Raw genomic sequence first — 18,818 nt, forward strand, 5'->3', positions numbered from 1 at the left:
TGTCCAACTTCAGCCCTTCTCCTCGACGTTGCCCTCGCTGACCACCAGCAACTGCAAAGCGTACGGGCCACCCCTGTCTGGTACAAGCTGCGTGCAACTCGACCGACAGCGCCGCCGTGCCGCCGTTGTCTGGTTCGAGAGTACCCAGCATGCCCTCTGCCGGCCGACACCGAGCCGCGCCGGTACCGTCCTATCCGTGACCGATCTGCTGCGGCCGGCCCGGCCGGTCGTGATGGGCGTTCTCAACGTCACGCCTGACTCCTTTTCCGACGGTGGGCGGTACGCCGACCTCGACGCCGCCGTCGCCCACGGCGTCCGGCTGCACCGCGACGGCGCCGACCTGATCGACGTCGGCGGTGAGTCGACCCGGCCGGGAGCGGTGCGGATCGACGCCGCGACCGAGGTGGCCCGGGTGCTTCCGGTCGTCCGGGCGCTCGCCGCCGCCGGCGTACCGATGAGCATCGACACCACCCGGGCAGCGGTCGCCGCCGCCGCGCTGGCCGCCGGGGCGGCGGTGGTGAACGACGTCTCCGGCGGTCTGGCGGATCCACGGATGGCCGAGGTGGTCGCCGACGCCGGCTGCCCGTGGATTCTGATGCACTGGCGTGGGCACTCCGACCGGATGCAGGACCTGGCGCACTATCGCGACGTGGTCGGCGAGGTCCGCGCCGAGCTGGCCGCCCGGATCGACGCCGCACTGACCGCCGGGGTGGCCGCCGACCGGCTCGTCGTCGACCCCGGTCTCGGCTTCGCCAAGCGGGCCGAGCACAACTGGCAGCTCACCGTCCGCCTGCCCGAACTGCTCGACCTCGGTTGCCCGTTGCTCTTCGCCGCCAGTCGCAAGTCCTACCTGGGCCAACTGCTCGCCGACCCGGCAGGCCAGCCACGGCCGGTCGACCAACGGGCCGCAGCGACCACCGCCACCAGTCTGCTGGCGGTCGCCGCCGGCGCCTGGGGGGTCCGGGTACACGACGTCCGGGACACCGTCGACGCGCTGGCGGTGTGGCAGGCCAGCGGGCGTCCCCGGATCGTCCCGGACGCCGACGATCCGCCGGGGAGCCGTCGATGACCGACCACCAGCCCGCCGCAGCGCCGTCGCCCGACCCGGGGGCCGCGCGGCCGTCGACGACCGACCGGATCGTGCTGACCGGGCTACGCGCCCACGGCCGGCACGGCGTCTACCCGCAGGAACGCGCCGCCGGGCAGGACTTCGTCGTCGACGTCGAGCTCACCGTCGACCTCACGTCGGCGGCTGCCTCGGACGACGTCACCGACACCGTGCATTACGGCGAGCTGGCCGACCGGCTCGTCGCGATCGTCAGCGGCGAGCCGGTGAACCTGATCGAGACGCTGGCCGACCGGCTGGCCGTCCAGTGCCTGGCCGACCACCGGGTCCACTCGGTCACGGTGACCGTGCACAAGCCGCAGGCGCCGATTGCACACCGGTTCACCGACGTCGCGGTCGTGCTGACCCGGAGCCGACCATGACCCGGAGCCGACCGTGACCCGGGCGGTCCTGGCGCTGGGCAGCAACCTCGGTGACCGGTACGGGTGCTTGCGCGCGGCGGTGCGGTCGCTGGACGACGTACTGCTGGTCGTCTCCGGGGTCTACGAGACCCCGCCGTGGGGCGACCCGGCGCAGCCCGACTACCTCAACGCGGTCGCGCTGGTGGCCGACCCGGGCGCCGCGCCGGCCGATTGGCTCGACCGGTGCCGCAGCCTCGAACGGGCCGCCGGCCGGGTGCGGGATCCGGACCGGCCGTACGGGCCACGCAGCCTGGATGCGGACGTCGTCGCGGTCTGGACCGACGACGACGTCCCGGTGTTCAGCGACGATCCTGAGCTGGTGCTGCCCCATCCCCGGGCGCGGCTGCGGGCGTTCGTGCTGCGACCGTGGATCGACGTCCAGCCGTACGGCCAACTGCCCGGCCACGGCTGGCTGACCGACCTGCTCAACCACGATCCGGTCGCCGGGGACCTGCTCGAACTGCGCCCCCGACCGGATCTGCCGCTAGAGTCGACCCAGTGAACGTGCGTCTGTCGATCACCTTGCCGGGGTTGATGCTGCCGTGACCGGACCGGGAGTCAGCCCGCGTGGACGGGAGCCTGACGAGCCACGGATGGGGCCTACCAGGTTGTCCACCCTGGTGGTGGCGGCGCTGGCCGCCGCGGCGGTCGGCTGGCTGGTCATCAGCAGCTGGTACGTACGGATGCCGGTCCTACCCTGGCTACCCTCCGTGACGCTGGCGGCATTGGCCGTGTTCGAAGGGTACGCGGCGCTGAACACTCGGGCCCGGGTCGACCGCCAGCCCGGGCACGACCCGGTCAACCCGCTGCTCGCCGCCCGTTTCGTGGTGCTGGCCAAGGCGTCCTCCCTCGCCGGTGCGATCTTCGCCGGCTTCTATGCCGGTCTGGTGCTGTGGCTGTTCATCCAGCCGACCCGGGCGGCAAGCAACGACCTGCCGGCCGCTGGCAGCGGTTTGGTCGCTGCGGTCGCGCTGGTCGCGGCGGCGCTCTGGCTGGAGCGGGCCTGCCGGGTCCCGGACCGCCCGGAGGACTCCGACACCCCGGACCAGCCGGCCGACTGACCGGACTGCCCACCGACCGGCTGTCGACTGACTGACCGGTCTGCCGGGCCGGTCCGCTGGGCAAGTGCCGACCCGGCATCGACCCGGTTCCGGGCAGCTCGGCCGGATACGGGGGGTGACGGCCGGACCTGGTCGCGGGTACGGTGCCTGCGACCGGTACGGCTGCCCGGGCCACCGCGCGGACGCCACACACTGGTCGACTGAGCGACCAGAGGAGACGCGGTATGGCGTACGACGATTCGCCTTATCGCCGGCGGAACGCGAGCACCTCGGATCCGACCGGCCACCATCCGCCCGGCGACACCCGCTACGGCGACACCCGCTACGGCGACACCCGCTACGGCGACACCCGCTACGGCGACACGCGGTATCCGGCGGCCGAGCCTGGTCGTCGCGGCCCGGCCGGCTACTCGACAAGTTCCTTCTCCACCGTTGCGGACTTCTCCACGGCCGGAGGCTCCATCACCGCGGACTCCGCCGCGACCGGGAACTCGTCCGCTGCTGCGGACCAGGCGACACGCAACTCCGCCACCACCCGGCACAGCCGTCGCCGACGGGCGTCCACGGCGCTCGACGACGTCTTCGACGACCCCTACCACGGCGAACGCGGCCGGGACCGGCTCGGCGTGCACTTCATCTGGGAACTGATCCTGCTGCTGGTGGTCGGCGGGATCGGCTACCTGCTCTACCGGGTCGACCCGGGTCTCACCACCGCCGGCACCCGCGATCCGCTGCTGGTCTACGCAACCGGGCTCGGCCTGTTCGCGCTCGCCGCCGGGGTCACGCTGCGCGCCGGGGCGCCGAACCTGGCCATCGGGCCGGTGGCGGTGGCCGCCGCGCTGCACTTCGCCGAGAACGGCGACAACGGCGTGGTGCCGGTGCTGGTCACCGGCATCATCTGGGCGGTGGTGCTCGGTGCGGGGACGGCGCTGCTGGTCGCTGGCCTGCAGGTGCCCGGTTGGGCAGGCAGCCTGGTTGCCGCCTGTGTGGCGGTCGTCTTCATCCAGCAGCGGTCCGGCCCGGTCGACCTGCAGGGTGCCTTCGACCCGACCGGCCAGGCGTTCGTGCTCTTCGGTGGCTTCGTCGTGCTGGCGCTGCTCGGTGGATCCCTCGGCACGATCAAGTCGATCCGGCGGGGGGTCGGGCGGTTCCGACCGGTCGCCGACCCGGCCGACCGGCGGGGCGGCGTCGCCGCACTGGTCACCAGCGGTGCGCTGATCCTGTCGATGGTCTTCGCGGTCGTCGGCGGGGTGCTGCTGGCCGCCGTCGGCAACGGCCCGGTCAGCCCGTCGGTGGGGCTGGAGTGGACAGCGGTGGCGATCGGCGCGGCGCTGCTCGGCGGGACCAGCGTCTTCGGCCGCCGGGGCGGTGTCTTCGGGACCGTGTTGGCGGTGATCGGCCTGACCCTCTTCATCAGGTACGCCGAGCTGCGTGACCTCGACATCGCGCTGTACGCCACCGGCGCCGTCGCGGTGGTGGTCGGGCTGACGGTGACCCGTCTGGTGGAGACGTTCGGCCGGCCACGGTCGACCTCGGTCGACGACGCCGGCGAAGCCCAGGAAGCCGAGCAGACCGCAGGCGAGTCGGCTGGTGAATCCGAGCCGGTCCACTACGACGGTCGGCCGGCGGACTGGCCGGAGCATGCCCAGGCCGGCTCCGGCTGGCCGTCCGACCCGCCCACCGGCGGCCAGCAGTCCTGGTCTGCCTCCCTGCCCGCCCAGCCGGCGCCGGCCCGGGACCGCTGGGATACCAGCGACAGCTGGGGCGCCGACGACCAATGGGGCACCGACAGTCGCTGACCCGCCGGCAGGCTAGCCGCCGAGCAGGCCAGCTGCCAAGCCAGCGACGGACCGGCGGGTTAGGCTCGCTGATATGACCGAATCGCCGGCCGCAGACCGCGCCACGCCGACCTTCGAGGAACTCGATCGGCTCTCCACCGAACAGTTGCGGGAGCAGGCGTTCGAGCTGGCCCGGCAGCGCAAGGACCTGGGATTCTTCTGGTCGATAACCCAGCGGCTGTCCCGGGCCGACGACGCCAGTGAGCTGGATGGCGCGCCGAACTCGATCGGCCCGACCGTCGAGGACGCGGTGGCGCTGTGGCGGGAGTTCACCGGCCACGAGTACGGCGAGTCGGAACCGTTGCTACGGGCAGCGTTCATCGACTACCTGCTGCGGCCCGGGCAGCGGAGCTGATGCAGGTCAGCCGGCGTCGAGGATCCGGCGTCGGCTCACCACGCCGACCGGCTGGTCGGCGTCGTCGACCACCCGGGCGTGCTCCGCGCCGCTGACCAGCAACCGGGCCAGCGCGTCGTAGAGCGAGGTACCCAGGGCGAGGGTGGGCAGCCCGGCCGGATCCGGAGCCCTCGGGTCGTCGTCGAGCAGTTCGCGGCTCACCGGGGTGACCGCGAGCCGGCGGATCGCCCGGTCGGCGCCGACGAACTCGGTCACGAACGGGGACGCCGGCCCGCCGAGCAGTTCGGCCGGTGCCGCATACTGCTCAAGCCGGCCGCCTTCGGACAGTACGGCGATCCGGTCGCCCAGCCGTACCGCCTCGTCCAGATCGTGGGTGACCAGCACGATCGTCTTGCGTACCTCGGCCTGCAGGCGGAGGAACTCCTCCTGCAGCCGGCCGCGGGCGATCGGGTCGACCGCGGAGAACGGCTCATCCATCAGCAGGACGACCGGGTCGGCGGCCAGTGCCCGGGCGACGCCGACCCGCTGGCGTTGCCCGCCGGACAGTTCGTGCGGGTAGCGCTTGCCGTACCGGCCCGGTTCCAGCCCGACCAGGTCGAGAAGTTCGTCGGCGCGGCGCCGGATCCGGTCCCGCTGCCAGCCGAGCAGCCGGGGGACCGTGCCGACGTTGGCCCGGATCGTCTGGTGCGGGAAGAGCCCCACGTGCTGGATCACGTATCCGATCCGGCGGCGCAGCCGCACCGGGTCGACCTGGGTGACGTCCTCGTCGCCGAGCATGATCCGCCCGGTCGTCGGCTCGATCAGCCTGTTGATCATCCGGAGCACGGTGGACTTGCCGCAGCCGGACGGGCCGATCAACACCACCAACTGGCCGGCGGGGATCTCCAGGGAAAGGCTCTGTACGGCGCGTGTCCCGTCCGGGAACTGCTTGCCGATGTCGGTCAAGGTGATCGCCGCCGCTCCGTCGGCGTCGGTGTCCCGCACGGTACCGTCCACCTGTGTCCTTCCACCTGCTCGCCGACCGGGCTGATCCGGGTAACCCGTGGTTCTCCGGTCAGTACGTACGGGACAACTGGTCGACGATCGTCGCCGCGTTGACCGAACACGTCACCCTGACGGTACAGGCGGTGCTGATCGCCGCGCTGCTGGCGGTGCCGCTGGCGGTGGTCGCGTACTGGTTCCGGTCGCTGACCGGGCCGATCCTCGCCCTCACCGGCGTGCTCTACACCATCCCGTCGCTGGCGTTGCTGGCCTTCATCGCGCCCTACGTCGGCGCGACCAATCCCGCGTCGGTGCTGATCGCCCTGGTGCTGTACGCGCTGCTGCTGGTCGTGCGCAACTCGCTGGCCGGGCTGAGCCAGGTGCCGGCGGCGACCATCGAGGCCGCCGACGGGATGGGGTACGGCCGGTTCGGTCGACTGCTGCGCATCGAACTGCCGTTGGCGCTGCCCGGCATCATGACCGGCTTGCGGCTGGCCACGGTCTCCACAGTCGCGCTGGTCACCATCGGCTCGCTGATCGGCTATGGCGGCCTCGGCGACCTGATCTTCAGCGGCTTCCGGAACAACTTCTACAAAGCCCAGATCCTCACCGGTACGCTGCTGAGCGTGGCGCTGGCCCTGCTGCTCGACCTGCTCTTGGCGGGTGCCGGACGGCTGCTGACGCCCTGGGCCCGGCGGGTCGCCCCGTGAGCCGGCAGAGTGTGGCGGCGAACCCGGTCGAGCAGGCGGTGACCTGGCTCAACGACCCACTCAACTGGACCAACCCCGGTGGTGTGCTGGACCGCCTCGGTGAGCACCTGACCATCTCGGCCGCCGCGGTCGCGGTCGGCTGCCTGGTGGCCTGGCCGGTCGGACTGTGGCTCGGGCACACCGGCCGGGGCGGCGGCCTGGTGGTGCTGGTGTCGAACCTGACGCTGGCGGTGCCGACCATCGCCCTGCTGTCCATTCTGCCGCTGACCTTCCTGGGCTTCGGCAAGCCGCCGGTGATCCTGGCGTTGGCGGTGTTCGCCGTACCACCGCTGCTGGCCAACGCGTTCACCGGGATCCGGCAGGTCGATCCGCAGGTGCGGGAGGCGGCTCGGGGGATGGGACTGTCCGGCTGGCAGGTGCTGCGCCGGGTCGAGTTGCCGCTCGCGGTGCCGTACCTGGCGGCCGGGTTCCGGACCGCGGCGGTGCAGGTGGTGGCGACGGCGGCGCTGGCGGCGTTCGTCAACGGCGGAGGTCTCGGGCAGATCATCAGTGCGGGCTTCGGACTGGGCATCTCGATCGGCGGCGGCCAGATCCTCGCCGGCGGTCTGTTGGTGGCGACCTTGGCGCTGGTCACTGAAGGGTTGCTGGCGGTGCTCGAACGGGCGTTCACTCCGCGGCCGCTGCGCCGGACCGGCCGGCGGGCGAACGAGCAGACCAGCGCGGTCGGCTCGGGTTGAGTACGTCGCTTTCCGTTCGGGCCGGATGACGATCCGGTGACAACCGATCTTCATCTGTTGTCGGACCCAACGGTGAGGATGTTCGGTAGAGGGAACGGGTGACGGCATGCCGGCACGGGCCGGGGCCCCGTCGCGGCTGCCGTGCTGCCCGCAGCACGCTCGCGCGGGCATGTGCCGCGCCCGTCGGACACGCGGCCGGCCCGATGGGGGCGCGCCGGGACACAGGAGGCGGGCAATCATGCATGCACGGACACGTATCGCCCTGAGCGCGGTCGGCGCGCTCACCGCGGCGGGTTTCCTCGCCGCATGTGGCGAGGCGGGGTCATCCGGCACCGAGGCGCCGGATGCCGGCGCGTCCGGTGCCGGCTGCGCACCGGTAGCCGGCGACCAGCTGGTGGTGCTGACTGACGACAAGAAGCTGCAGAACACCGACAACATCGTGCCGGCGGTCAACGCCGACGCGGCATCGCCGCAGGTCATCGCCGCCCTGAACAGGGTGTCGGCAGCGTTGGACACCGAGAAGCTGATCGGGCTCAACCGGGCGGTCGACGTCGACCGTCAGACGCCGCAGGCCGCGGCCGAGGAGTTCGCCGCCGCCGAGGGCCTGACCGACGGTATCGAGACCGGACCGGGCGGTGAGTTGATCGTCGGCGCGGCCAACTTCAGTGAAAGCGAGACCTTGGGCGAGTTGTACCGGATCGTGCTGACGGCGGCGGGCTACGACGTCACCGTGCAGCAGATCGGCAACCGTGAGCTGTACGAGCCGGCGCTGGAGACCGGGGAGATCCAGGTGGTGCCGGAGTACGCGGCCACCATGGCGGACTTCATCAACAACAAGGTCGCGGGGGAGAACGCGCCGGCGATCTCGTCGCCGGACCTGGACGAGACGATGACCGGGCTCCGCGAGGTCGGCGAGCAGGTCGGCATCGTCTTCGGCGAGGCGTCTGCGGCACAGGACCAGAACGCGTTCGCGGTGACCAGTGCCTTCGCCGACGAGTACGGCGTCAGTACGCTTTCCGACCTGGCGGAGAAATGCTCCGGTACGGCGACCGTCCTGGGCGGTCCGCCGGAGTGCCCGCAGCGTCCCAAGTGCCAGGAAGGGCTGGTCGAGGTGTACGACTTCCGGGCCGGGGAGTTCAGCTCGCTTGACGCCGGTGGGCCGCAGACCAAGACCGCGTTGACCACCGGCGAGATCAGTGTCGGTCTGGTGTTCTCGTCGGACGGAGCGTTGGCGACCGGCTGATTTCGTGGCTGGCGCGGACTGTCGCCGGCCACCCGGGCTGTGGAGCCTACCTTCTCGGACAGCAGGCGGTACCCGTTCCGTTGATCTGTAGATGTCGGTAGGCTCCACAGCCATGTCCGCTCCCGAGGCCGAAGAGGAGCCGCGCCGCACGGTTCCGCTCAAGTGGCTTACCTGGGGTGGCCTGGGCTTGGCGCCGCTGGCTGCGCTTTTGCTGCTGCTTGGCGACGGCGACGGCTCGTTGCGACTGGCGATGGTGATCGCTATCGCGTCCGTGGTGTTGATCGGATTGTCAATCACATTGCGTGGCGGCGTGGAAACTATGCGCGCCGACATGGAGGATGCGCTCGTCGAGGAGATGGACGTGCTCCGCGAGGACGTGCGCAACGACATTTCCACCGCCGTCCGGGCGACGCACCGCGCCTTCGGCGAGAAGATGCAGGCGGTTCAGGACGACGTCGAGGCGCTTCGTGGTCAACTGGACGGGACTCGCGCCGAGATCGCCCGCAGTGATCCGGCCCGGGCACAGCCGGGCGGTGACCGCGCCGGCTACGACCGGTTCGATCAGGCCGCTCCGGCGTCCGCCGTACCGGCGGCGGTGCCGGCCTCCGGCCCGACCGGGGCTGCCGGCTACGGAGGCGAGTACAACGGCGGCCAGTACGGCTCCGCAGGTCAGTACGGCTCGGGCGGCCAGGCCGGCCGGGCCTCGGTCCCGGCGGTCAGCGGCACCGTGCTGCCCCGCCAGCAGGGGCCGAACGGCGCCGTCCGGCAGCCGGAGACCGTCCAGGTGAGCACCCGGCAGGTCGTCGACCCGCGGGCCGACGACGAGCCCGCCGGCACGGTGTACGGCGGGACCCGTTCCGGCGGCCGGGGTGGCGAGTCCATCGACGGTGAGTGGTCCGCTCCGGCGGCCCGTGGGCGGCGTTCCGCCGAGCCGGACGAGGAGTCGTGGACCGAACGCCGGCTGCGCGACCAGCCGGAGGAGCGCTGGTCGTGGAGTGGCGACCGGGACGACAGCGCCGAGCAACGGTACGGCGACCGACCCGTCGACCGGTGGGACGTCGGGCGGGCCGACGGCTTCAGCACCGGGTCGCCGGCCGAGCGGTGGCCACCGGCCCGTGAGGACGACTACCCACCGGCCCGGTCCGGGGCCGGCACCCGTAACGGCCGGTACCCGCAGGACCGGGGCGACCTGCTGGGGTCGGGCGGTGATCGGGTCGCGGACGAGCCGGCGTGGCGGGACGCCCGGTGGGACCAGCGGATGGCCGACCCGCCGTCGGACGGACCAGGGGTCAGCGGGACCGGCCGGCGTGCGGCGCTGCCGGCGTTGCCGGCCGGCAGTGGCGGCGAGTCGCCCCCGGCATGGTCGTCGCCGGCCCACGATCCCCTCGACGACGAGCCGGTCCGGCGCAGCCGTCGGTACCGGGACGAGGAGGACGACGTCGGTCGCCGGTTCCGCGACGACGACCCGCCGCGCCGGTTCCGCGACGACGACCCGCCGCGCCGGTTCCGCGACGACGACCCGCCCCGCCGGTACCGGGACGAAGAACCCGCGGAACCGGGCCGGCGCTACCGCGACGACACGTCCGGCCGGCGCTACCGCGACGACGAGCCGCCCCGCCGGTACGCGGAGGAGGGCACCGCCGGCCGCCGGTACCGTGACTACGACGATGAGCCGGCTCGGCGCTACCGCGACTACGACGACGGCGCCCCGGGCCGGCGCTACCGGGACCCGGACGACGGTGGCCGGCGGTACCGCGACGACGACGGCCGTGGCCGCTTCCGTGACGACGCCGACTACCCCGACGACCGCCGCTGGCGGTAGACCGGCGTCACTTGTCGATGTCGCCGACCACGAAGAACATCGAGCCGAGGATCGCCACCAGATCCGGCACCAGGCTGCCGGGGATCAGCGTCGCCAACGCCTGCACATTGGCGTAGGAGGCGGTCCGCAGCTTGAGCCGCCACGGGGTCTTCTCCCCGCGGGAGACCAGGTAGTAGCCGTTGACTCCGAGCGGGTTCTCGGTCCACGCGTAGGTGTGGCCCTCGGGTGCCTTGACCACCTTCGGCAGCCGTACGTTGACCGGCCCGCTCAACTGGTCGACCCGGTCCAGACAGCGGCGGGCCAGGTCGAGCGAGGCGTACACCTGGTCGAGCAGCACCTCGAACCGGGCGTGGCAGTCGCCGGCCCGGCGGGTGACCACCGGCACGTCCAGTTCACCGTAGGCGAGGTACGGCTCGTCGCGGCGCAGGTCCAGGTCCAGCCCGCTGGCCCGGGCGACCGGCCCGGAGGCACCGAACGCGGCGGCCGTCGCCGCGTCGAGCACCCCGACCCCGACCGTACGGGCGAGGAAGATCTCGTTGCGCCGGATCAGCCGGTCCAGGTCGGGCATCCTGGCCTCGACCTGGCCGATCGCTTCCCGGGCCCGGCTGGTCCAGCCGGCCGGCACCTCCTCCTTGAGGCCGCCCACCCGGTTGAACATGTAGTGCATCCGGCCGCCGGAGACCTCCTCCAGCACGGCCTGCAGCGTCTCCCGCTCCCGGAACGAGTAGAACACCGGGGTGAGCGCGCCGATCTCCAGTGGATACGAGCCGAGGAACATCAGGTGGTTGAGCACCCGGTTCAGTTCGGCCAGCGCGGTCCGCAGCCAGGTGGCCCGCTGTGGCACCTCGATGCCCATCATCCGTTCGACGGCGAGCGCCACCCCCAGCTCGTTGGCGAACGCGGACAGCCAGTCGTGCCGGTTGGCCAGCATGATGATCTGCCGGTAGTCGCGGACCTCGAACAGCTTCTCGGCGCCGCGGTGCATGTAGCCGATCACCGGCTCGCAGGAGACCACCCGCTCGCCGTCGAGGACCAGCTTGAGCCGGAGTACGCCGTGCGTGGACGGGTGCTGTGGGCCGATGTTGAGCACCATGTCGGCGGTGTCCAGCCCGGCGCCGGTGCCGACGGTCAGCTGGCGGAGTCCGTCGGCCGACCCGGCCGGGGGCGGCGAACCGGTGTCGGTGTCCATGCCGGCCATCGTCGCACGCCGGCTCCCCGCCACACGGTCGGCGGGGATCCCGGTTTCGGACCAGCAGGGGATCCCGGTTTCGGACCAGCAGGGGATCCGGGTTTCAGACCAGCAGGGATTCGGCGTCGACGGCCAGCCCGACGGGTTGGACCAGCCACCAGTGCCCGCCGAGGCCGTCCGGGTCGGTGAGTTCGGCGGCGGTGCTGGCGGCGGCCAGCGCGGCCAGATAGCCACGCGGGTCGGTGCCGGCCAGCGCCAGCGGCGGTCGGCGGCCGTGCACCCCGAGTCGGTGCAGCGCGTCCCGCTGCCGGCACAGCAGGTGGCCGGCCCCGCCAACGGCCGCCGATCCGGCGGCGGCGACCGCGTCGATCGCCACGTGCGCGGTGAGGTCGCAGGAGCCGTCGGGGACCGGGGCCACCGTACGGCCGGCCCGGAAACCGGTCAGGGTGCCGGTGACCGGGCGGTCGGCGTACCGGTGGCCGTAGTCGACTGTCACGGCGACGCCCCGGCGCAGGGTACGTACCGCCGCGGCCCAGGCCTCGTCGCGGGGGCGACCGATCTCAGCCTGCGCCCCGTCCGGCAGCGGCGGCCACCAGCGGGCCAGCCAGGCGGAGTCGGCGGCGCCGAGTTCCCGGCCGGGGTGCTGCCGGCCGGTTGCCGGGTCGACCAGCAGACAGCGGAGCCGGTCACCGTCGCGGACGGCCAGATCGAGCGGTACGTTGTCCAGCCACTCGGTGGCGACGAGCAGCCCGGTGGTTCCCGTCGGCGGCGCGGTCCGCCAGGCGACCGGTTCGGGCAGGCCGGCCGGTCGGGGCGCCGGGTCGACGCCGGTCAACCGGATCCGGTCGGCAAGCGTCCCGGGCGGGTCGGCAAGCAGCCGGTGTACGGCGTCGAGCAGTTCACCGCCGCCGGCTCCGACGTCGACCAGGTCGACCGGGTCCGGGTGGTCGAGGAGGCGGTCGACCCGGCGCAGCAGCCGCAGCACCGCCCGGGCGAACGGCGTACCGGTCTGGGCGCTGGTCGAAAAGTGCGCGGCGGGCACCGGGGTGCCGCCGGTCACATAGAAGCCCTCCGGTCCGTACAGCGCGGTGGAGATGGCGTCCCGCCAGGTCAGCACCCGGCCACCCTAGATCAGCGGGTGAAGGTTTTCACACACCGTTGTTTCCGGTCCGTTGCCTCGGCGCATACTGGCATCGACCGGTACCCCCGTTCGAGGACTGGATCACATCATGAGCGCATCGGCGCGCCCGGCGGCGGCGGACGTTTCCGCTGCCCGGGTTACCGACCCTGCTGTCGGGGTCGTGGGCGCCGGCCGGGTAGGCGCGGTGCTCGCCGCTGCCCTGACCGCCGCCGGCCATCGAATCACCGCGGTCTCCGGTGCCGGCCCGGCCAGCCGGGACCGGATCCGCCGGCTGTTGCCCGGCGTCCAGCCCTGGCCGGTGGCCGAGGTCGCCGACGCCGCCGAGCTGCTGATCCTCGCGGTGCCCGACGACGTGCTGCCGACCGTGGTGGCCGACCTGGTGGCGGCCGGCGTACTGCGGCCCGGCCAGGTCGTGGCACACACCTCGGGAGCGCACGGTCTCGCCGTGCTGGCCCCGGCCGCGGTGGTCGGCGCCGCCCCGCTGGCGCTGCACCCGGCGATGACCTTCACCGGCGAGCGCGGCGACCTGGACAGGCTGCCCGGGATCAGCTACGGAGTTACCGCCGACCGGCCGCTGCGGCCGCTGGCCACCCGCTTGGTGGCGGCGCTGGGCGGCACCGTCGAGTGGGTCGCCGAGATGGACCGGCCGCTCTACCACGCCGCCCTGGCGCACGGCGCGAACCACCTGGTCACCCTGGTCAACGAGGCCAGCGACCGGCTGCGCGACGCCGGGGTCGCCGACCCCGGCCGGGTGCTCGCACCGCTGCTGCGCGCCGCCTTGGACAACGCCCTGGCGCACGGCGACGCCGCGCTGACCGGGCCGGTGTCGCGCGGCGACGCCGGCACCGTCGCCCGGCACCTGGACCGGCTGGCTGACACCGCCGCGGAGAGCCTGCCCGGCTATCTGGCGTTGGCCCGGCGTACTGCGGACCGGGCGATCGCCGCCGGCCGGCTGCCGGCGGCCGCTGCGGTGCCGCTGCTCGACGTGCTGGCCGGCCGGGAGCCGGTCGCCACGTCGGGCCGGCGTCGGGAGCCGGTCCGATGAGCGCGGCCGGTCCGATGAGTGCGATGAGCCCGGCCTCGACCGCGCCGACCACCTCGACCGCGCCGACCGCACCGGCCGGGCTGCAAGTGGCGTGGACCCGCGCCGAGCTCGCCGCGCTGCGGGCCGGCTGGTCCGGCTCGGTGGCGGTGGTGATGACGATGGGTGCCCTGCACGACGGGCACGACGCCCTGCTGCGCGCGGCGGCGGCCCGCGCCGACCACGTGATCGCCACGATCTTCGTCAACCCGCTGCAGTTCGGGCCGACCGAGGACTTCGACCGGTACCCGCGCACCATCGACGACGACCTGGCGGTCTGCCGGCGGGCCGGGGTCCGGGCGGTCTTTGCGCCGGCCCGGGCCGAGGTCTACCCGGACGGCGAGCCGCAGGTCAGAGTCGACCCGGGGCCGATCGGGGAGATCCTGGAGGGGGCGAGCCGGCCGGGCTTCTTCCACGGGGTGCTGACCGTGGTGCTGAAGTTGCTCCAGATCACCCGGCCCGACCTGGCCTTCTTCGGGGAGAAGGACTACCAGCAGCTGACCCTGGTCCGGCGGTTGGTGCGCGACTTTGACCTGCCAGTGGCCATCGTCGGAGTGCCGACCGTCCGGGAGTCGGACGGGCTGGCCCGGTCCAGCCGTAACCGCTACCTGTCGCCCCAGCAGCGGCAGGTGGCGCTGGGGCTGGCCGGGGCACTGCGGGCCGGCGTGGACGCGGCGACGGCGGGCGTCTCCGCCGACGAGGTGCTGGCCGCCGGCCGGGCTGCCTTCGACCAGCACACCGGTGGCGCCGCCGAGCTCGACTACCTGGCGCTGACCGATCCCGAGCTGGGGCCGGCGGTGCCCGGTCCGGCCCGGCTGCTGATCGCCGCCCGGGTCGGTGACACCCGATTGATCGACAACACCCCGGTGGAGCTGGCCGGCTCCCGATCGGAAGGATCCTGATGCTGCGCACCATGCTCAAATCCAAGATCCACCGGGCCACGGTGACCCAGGCCGATCTGCACTACGTCGGCTCGGTCACCATCGACGCCGACCTGCTGGACGCGGCCGACCTGCTGCCCGGCGAGCAGGTGGCGATCGTCGACGTGACCAACGGCGCCCGGCTGGAGACGTACGTCATCGAGGGGGCCCGGGGCAGTGGGGTGATCGGCATCAACGGGGCCGCCGCTCACCTGGTGCACCCCGGTGACCTGGTGATCCTGATCGCGTACGGGCAGTTCACCGACGCCGAGGCCCGCGCCTGTCAGCCCCGGGTGGTGCACGTTGACGCCGCCAACCGGGTGATCCAGCTCGATGCCGACCCGGCCGGGGCACCCGCCGGTGTGGTGGGCGACCCGGTCCGTGGCGACACCGCCGCCGGCTGGCCGGTGGTTGCCGGCAGGCCTTAGCGTGGTGACGGTTGTCGACCGCAAGCCGGGCGGTGACCGTACGGTCACTCAAAGGTGTCGTATGCTCGGCGGTCCGGACCGCCAGCCAGCCCGTGGGAGGGACTCGATGCGCCGATGGACCGCCGCTTTCGCGGTCGGTGGAGCGCTTGTGCTCGGCCTGACCGGGTGCGGCCTGCCCGCCGGGGTGGACGGCGAGCTCACCAACAGTTGGCAGCCGATCCCCGAGCCGAGCCCGTTCGTGCCGCCGGCCGAGGTCTGCCATCCGGGGGACTTCGCGGAGACCGCCTACCTGTCGTCGTACAGCCCGGTCGACTGCTCGGCCCCGCACCGGGTGGAGACGGTGCATGTCGGCACGTTCGGCGCTGAGGCTGCGGAGGCGACCGCGCCGCCGGCGCAGGGCTCGCCCGAAATCCGTGTCGCGTACGCCGAGTGCGACTCCGCGACCAGCGAGTACGTCGGTGCCGACTGGCGGCTCGGCCGGCTCTGGGTGGGGGTGGCGGTGCCGTCCCCGGCCGCCTGGGAAGGTGGTGCCCGCTGGTTCCGCTGCGACGTCACCGAGGTGACCAACGTGGAGGACAACGGTGGGACGGCGTCGCGCACCGCGAGCCTGCGCGACGAGCTGGCCGAGCCATCGCCGCTGCATCTGACCTGCTACGCGGTCCGTAACGACGACAACGGCGCGATCGACACCATGCCGGCCGAGGAGTGCGACGAGCCGCACAACGCGGAGTTCGCCGGGGTCTGGCAGGCACCGGACATCGAGTATCCGACCCGGGACCGGGACTGGAACCAGTTCCACACCGAGTGCCGCAAGGTGATCGGCCGGTACGCGGATGTGCCACTCGACGGCAACCTGCAGTTCCGTACCGGGGTGATCTCGCTGCCGGGCGGTGCCGCCGAGTGGGCGGCCGGCAACCGGGGCGTCCGCTGCTACCTGTGGCTCGACGAACGCAACGTCGAGCGGTCGCTCAAGGACGTCGGCACCGAGGGCCTGCCCATCCAGTACGAGTAGTGGCCGGCCTCGTGACGGCCGCCGCCGGGTGCCCGGACGGGTGTACCGGCCCACATCCGCCGGCCCCGGCGGCCCGCTGCCAGGGCCGGCGCGGTTGACTCTGCCCATGCGACTGCGTATCCCGGCCCTGCCCGAGCTGCCCGGTCAGCTCGCCGCGCCGGATCCCGGCTGGGCGGAGACCACCGACGTGGTGGTCGTCGGCTCCGGCATCGCCGGCCTGACCGCCGCGCTCTACCTGCGGGAAGCCGGGCTGCACGTCACCGTCGTGACGAAGGTCAACATCGACGACGGGTCGACCCGGTGGGCACAGGGTGGGATCGCCGCCGTGCTGGACCCGCTGGACACCCCGGCCGCGCACGCGCAGGACACCGAGACCGCCGGGGTCGGGCTGTGCGATCCGGACGCGGTCCGGGTGCTCGTCGAGGAGGGGCCGGCCAGGATCCGGGAGCTGATCCGGGTCGGTGCCGAGTTCGACCGGGACGCCGACGGTGTGCTGCTGCTCACCCGGGAAGGTGGTCACCGGGCCAACCGGATCGTGCATGCCGGCGGCGACGCCACCGGCGCCGAGGTGCAGCGGGCGTTGCACGCCGCGGTCCGTCGGGACCCCTGGATCCGGCTGGTCGAGCACGCTCTGGTCGTCGACCTGCTGCGTGCCGCACCGGACGCCGACGGGGAGCCGGCCCGGGCCTGCGGAGTCACTCTGCACGTGCTCGGCGAGGGCTCGCCGGACGGGGTGGGCGCGATCCTGGCCCGCGCCGTGGTGCTGGCCACCGGCGGGATGGGGCAGATCTTCGCAACCACTACCAATCCGGCGGTCTCCACCGGCGACGGTGTGGCGCTGGCGCTGCGAGCCGGCGCGGCAGTGGCGGACCTGGAGTTCGTCCAGTTCCATCCGACGGCCCTGGTGGTGCCGGGTGTCACTGGCGGCAGCGGCCAGCAGCCGCTGGTGTCCGAGGCGCTGCGCGGCGAGGGCGCGCTGCTGCTCGACCCCGACGGCAAGCGGTTCATGCTCGGCCAGCACGAGCTCGCCGAGTTGGCCCCACGCGACGTGGTCGCCAAGGGCATCCACCGGGTGATGTCGGCGGTCGACGTCGACCACGTACAGCTCGACGCCCGGCATCTGGGCGGTGAGTTCCTGGCCCGGCGTTTCCCGACGATTGTGGCGTCCTGCCGGGCCATCGGGATCGACCCCGCCGAGGAGCTGATCCCGGTGGCACCGGCCGCCCACTACGCGTCCGGCGGCGTCCGCACCGATCTGCACGGCCGCACCACCATCCCCGGCCTGTACGCCTGCGGCGAGGTGGCCTGCACCGGTGTGCACGGTGCCAACCGGCTGGCCAGCAACTCGCTGCTGGAGGGCCTGGTCTTCGCCCGGCGGATCGCCCGGGACGTCACCCGCGACCTGCCGCCGCAGCTGGAGCCGGCCGGTACCGGCCGGGCGACCGATCGGGCCGACGGCTGGTTGTTGCCGGCCGAGGCCCGGCAGCCGCTGCAGCGGGCGATGAGCCGGGGCGCCGGAGTGCTGCGTTCCGCCACGACGCTGGACGGCGCCGCCGTCGAGCTGCGCCGGCTCGCCGGTGGCCGGGGCACGCCGGGCACCGCCGGATGGGAGGCGACTAACCTGGTCACCGTCGCCACCGCGCTGGTGGCGGCGGCGTACGCCCGGCAGGAGACCCGGGGTTGTCACTGGCGCGACGATTTCCCGTCGGCGGCCGAGGGCTGGCTGGGGCATCTGGTCAGCGCGCTCGGCCCGGTCGGGCAGCCCACTCTCACCTGGGAGCCGTCATGCGTAGCGAGGTGACCGTCGCCGCGTCGCTGGCCTGCGGTCTGGACCCGGAGGTGGTCCACCGGGTGGTGGCGACCGCGCTGGCCGAGGATCTCGGCCCGGACCGGCTGGACGTCACGTCGGCGGCCACCATCGATCCGGGGCAGCTCGGCACCGCCGAACTGGTGGCCCGCTCCGCCGGGGTGGTGGCCGGGTTGCCGCTGGTCGCCGCTGTCTTCGCGGCGGTCCCGTCGCCGACCGCCGACCCTGCCGGCTCGGTCGGCGGTGCCGGCTCTGCCGATGGTGCCGGCTCTGCCGGCCCGGTCGAGGTGCGGCTGCACCGCGCCGACGGTGACCGGGTGCCGGCCGGTACGGTGCTGGCCACGCTGACCGGCCCGGTCCGGACCCTGCTCACCGGCGAGCGGACCGCGCTCAACCTGATCAGCCGGCTCTCCGGGGTGGCCACCCATACCCGGGCCTGGACGGACGCCCTCGCCGGGTCGAAGGCGACCGTGCTGGACACCCGCAAGACCACCCCCGGGCTGCGGCTGCTGGAGAAGTACGCGGTGCGGGTCGGCGGCGGCGGCAACAAGCGGATGGGTCTGTACGACGTGGCGATGGTCAAGGACAACCACAAGCTGGCCGCCGGCGGGGTGGGTGCCGCGTACCGCCGGGTGCGCGAGGCCTTCCCCGGCGTACCGGTGGAGGTCGAGGTGACCACGTTGGCCGAGGCGGTCGAGGCGGTCGAGGCCGGGGCGACGTTCCTGCTCTGCGACAACATGCCGGCGGAGCTGCTGAGCGCGGTCGTCGCCGAGGTGGGTGACCGGGTCGAGGTGGAGGCCACCGGCGGACTGACCCTGGCCAACGCGGCCCGGTACGCGCGGACCGGGGTGGACTACCTGTCGGTCGGGGCGTTGACCCACTCCTCGCCGATCATGGACATCGCGCTGGATCTGCGACCGGCCGGTGTCAGCGCGTCGGCTGGTGCCGACCGGCCCGCCGGTTGAC

At 73.1% G+C, this 18,818-nt stretch carries 19 protein-coding genes; 16 read left to right on the plus strand and 3 right to left on the minus strand.

All coding sequences use genetic code 11. The features are described from left to right. Positions 1-196 precede the first annotated feature (196 nt). The 6 genes from folP to O7610_RS24805 all read left to right on the plus strand — a co-directional run bounded on the left by folP (position 197) and on the right by O7610_RS24805 (position 4,781). Positions 197-1,069: a dihydropteroate synthase gene (gene folP, locus O7610_RS24780; protein WP_281552799.1), complete on the plus strand. Its 873-nt coding sequence runs from the start codon at positions 197-199 to the stop codon at positions 1,067-1,069. Beyond that, positions 1,066-1,488 carry a dihydroneopterin aldolase gene (folB, locus tag O7610_RS24785; protein ID WP_281552800.1) on the plus strand — a complete coding sequence of 141 codons (423 nt, stop codon included), beginning with the start codon at positions 1,066-1,068 and terminating at the stop codon, positions 1,486-1,488. The genes folP and folB overlap by 4 nt, the downstream gene beginning before the upstream one ends. Before the next feature lie 13 nt (positions 1,489-1,501). Continuing rightward, positions 1,502-2,029 (plus strand): 2-amino-4-hydroxy-6-hydroxymethyldihydropteridine diphosphokinase, encoded by a 528-nt coding sequence (gene folK / locus O7610_RS24790; protein ID WP_289211988.1) that lies wholly within the window; start codon positions 1,502-1,504, stop codon positions 2,027-2,029. A 91-nt stretch (positions 2,030-2,120) separates the two neighbouring features. Further along, positions 2,121-2,588, plus strand: coding sequence for a DUF3180 domain-containing protein (locus O7610_RS24795; RefSeq protein ID WP_281552802.1), 468 nt, complete (start codon positions 2,121-2,123; stop codon positions 2,586-2,588). A gap of 224 nt (positions 2,589-2,812) precedes the next feature. Continuing rightward, positions 2,813-4,387, plus strand: a complete 1,575-nt coding sequence (locus O7610_RS24800; RefSeq protein ID WP_281552803.1) for an ABC transporter permease — start codon at positions 2,813-2,815, stop codon at positions 4,385-4,387. Positions 4,388-4,460: 73 nt separating this feature from the next. Further along, positions 4,461-4,781 (plus strand): hypothetical protein, encoded by a 321-nt coding sequence (locus O7610_RS24805; RefSeq protein WP_281552804.1) that lies wholly within the window; start codon positions 4,461-4,463, stop codon positions 4,779-4,781. 6 nt (positions 4,782-4,787) lie between these two features. On the opposite strand, the gene O7610_RS24810 is transcribed toward O7610_RS24805, so the two are convergent. After that, complete coding sequence (locus O7610_RS24810) at positions 4,788-5,777, minus strand: ABC transporter ATP-binding protein (protein ID WP_281552805.1); 990 nt, start codon at positions 5,775-5,777, stop codon at positions 4,788-4,790. A gap of 2 nt (positions 5,778-5,779) precedes the next feature. Between O7610_RS24810 and O7610_RS24815 the strand changes: the two genes are divergently transcribed. The 4 genes from O7610_RS24815 (at position 5,780) to O7610_RS24830 (ending at position 10,274) form a co-directional block, all read left to right on the plus strand. Next, positions 5,780-6,472: an ABC transporter permease gene (locus O7610_RS24815; RefSeq protein ID WP_281552806.1), complete on the plus strand. Its 693-nt coding sequence runs from the start codon at positions 5,780-5,782 to the stop codon at positions 6,470-6,472. Further along, a complete protein-coding gene (locus tag O7610_RS24820) occupies positions 6,469-7,209 on the plus strand; it encodes an ABC transporter permease (protein WP_281552807.1) in 741 nt (246 codons plus the stop codon). The genes O7610_RS24815 and O7610_RS24820 overlap by 4 nt, the downstream gene beginning before the upstream one ends. Before the next feature lie 238 nt (positions 7,210-7,447). Then, entirely contained in the window at positions 7,448-8,452 is a 1,005-nt protein-coding gene (locus O7610_RS24825; RefSeq protein WP_281552808.1) for a glycine betaine ABC transporter substrate-binding protein, read from the plus strand. A 112-nt stretch (positions 8,453-8,564) separates the two neighbouring features. Next, positions 8,565-10,274 (plus strand): hypothetical protein, encoded by a 1,710-nt coding sequence (locus O7610_RS24830; RefSeq protein ID WP_289211989.1) that lies wholly within the window; start codon positions 8,565-8,567, stop codon positions 10,272-10,274. Between the two features lie 7 nt (positions 10,275-10,281). On the opposite strand, the gene O7610_RS24835 is transcribed toward O7610_RS24830, so the two are convergent. Continuing rightward, entirely contained in the window at positions 10,282-11,472 is a 1,191-nt protein-coding gene (locus tag O7610_RS24835) for an NADH-quinone oxidoreductase subunit D (RefSeq protein WP_475052550.1), read from the minus strand. Positions 11,473-11,566: 94 nt separating this feature from the next. Beyond that, a complete protein-coding gene (locus O7610_RS24840) occupies positions 11,567-12,577 on the minus strand; it encodes an SAM-dependent methyltransferase (RefSeq protein ID WP_289213685.1) in 1,011 nt (336 codons plus the stop codon). Positions 12,578-12,692: 115 nt separating this feature from the next. Here O7610_RS24840 and O7610_RS24845 point away from each other — a divergent pair, with 115 nt between their 5' ends. From O7610_RS24845 to nadC, 6 genes are all read left to right on the plus strand, one after another. Further along, a complete protein-coding gene (locus O7610_RS24845) occupies positions 12,693-13,649 on the plus strand; it encodes a Rossmann-like and DUF2520 domain-containing protein (RefSeq protein WP_289211990.1) in 957 nt (318 codons plus the stop codon). Between the two features lie 23 nt (positions 13,650-13,672). Beyond that, on the plus strand, positions 13,673-14,587 hold the full coding sequence (panC, locus tag O7610_RS24850; protein WP_281555807.1) for a pantoate--beta-alanine ligase: 915 nt from the start codon (positions 13,673-13,675) through the stop codon (positions 14,585-14,587). Continuing rightward, on the plus strand, positions 14,587-15,033 hold the full coding sequence (gene panD, locus O7610_RS24855) for an aspartate 1-decarboxylase (protein WP_281552812.1): 447 nt from the start codon (positions 14,587-14,589) through the stop codon (positions 15,031-15,033). Before panC ends, panD begins: the two co-directional genes overlap by 1 nt. Positions 15,034-15,139: 106 nt before the next feature. Further along, entirely contained in the window at positions 15,140-16,045 is a 906-nt protein-coding gene (locus O7610_RS24860) for a septum formation family protein (RefSeq protein ID WP_281552813.1), read from the plus strand. A gap of 106 nt (positions 16,046-16,151) precedes the next feature. Next, complete coding sequence (locus O7610_RS24865; RefSeq protein WP_281552814.1) at positions 16,152-17,846, plus strand: L-aspartate oxidase; 1,695 nt, start codon at positions 16,152-16,154, stop codon at positions 17,844-17,846. Further along, the gene (gene nadC / locus O7610_RS24870) at positions 17,831-18,817 is read left to right on the plus strand and encodes a carboxylating nicotinate-nucleotide diphosphorylase (RefSeq protein WP_281552815.1); all 987 of its coding nucleotides are present in this window, start codon (positions 17,831-17,833) and stop codon (positions 18,815-18,817) included. The genes O7610_RS24865 and nadC overlap by 16 nt, the downstream gene beginning before the upstream one ends. Position 18,818 lies beyond the last annotated feature (1 nt).

The sequence above is a fragment of the Solwaraspora sp. WMMA2065 genome, assembly GCF_030345075.1.
Lineage (GTDB): Bacteria > Actinomycetota > Actinomycetes > Mycobacteriales > Micromonosporaceae > Micromonospora_E.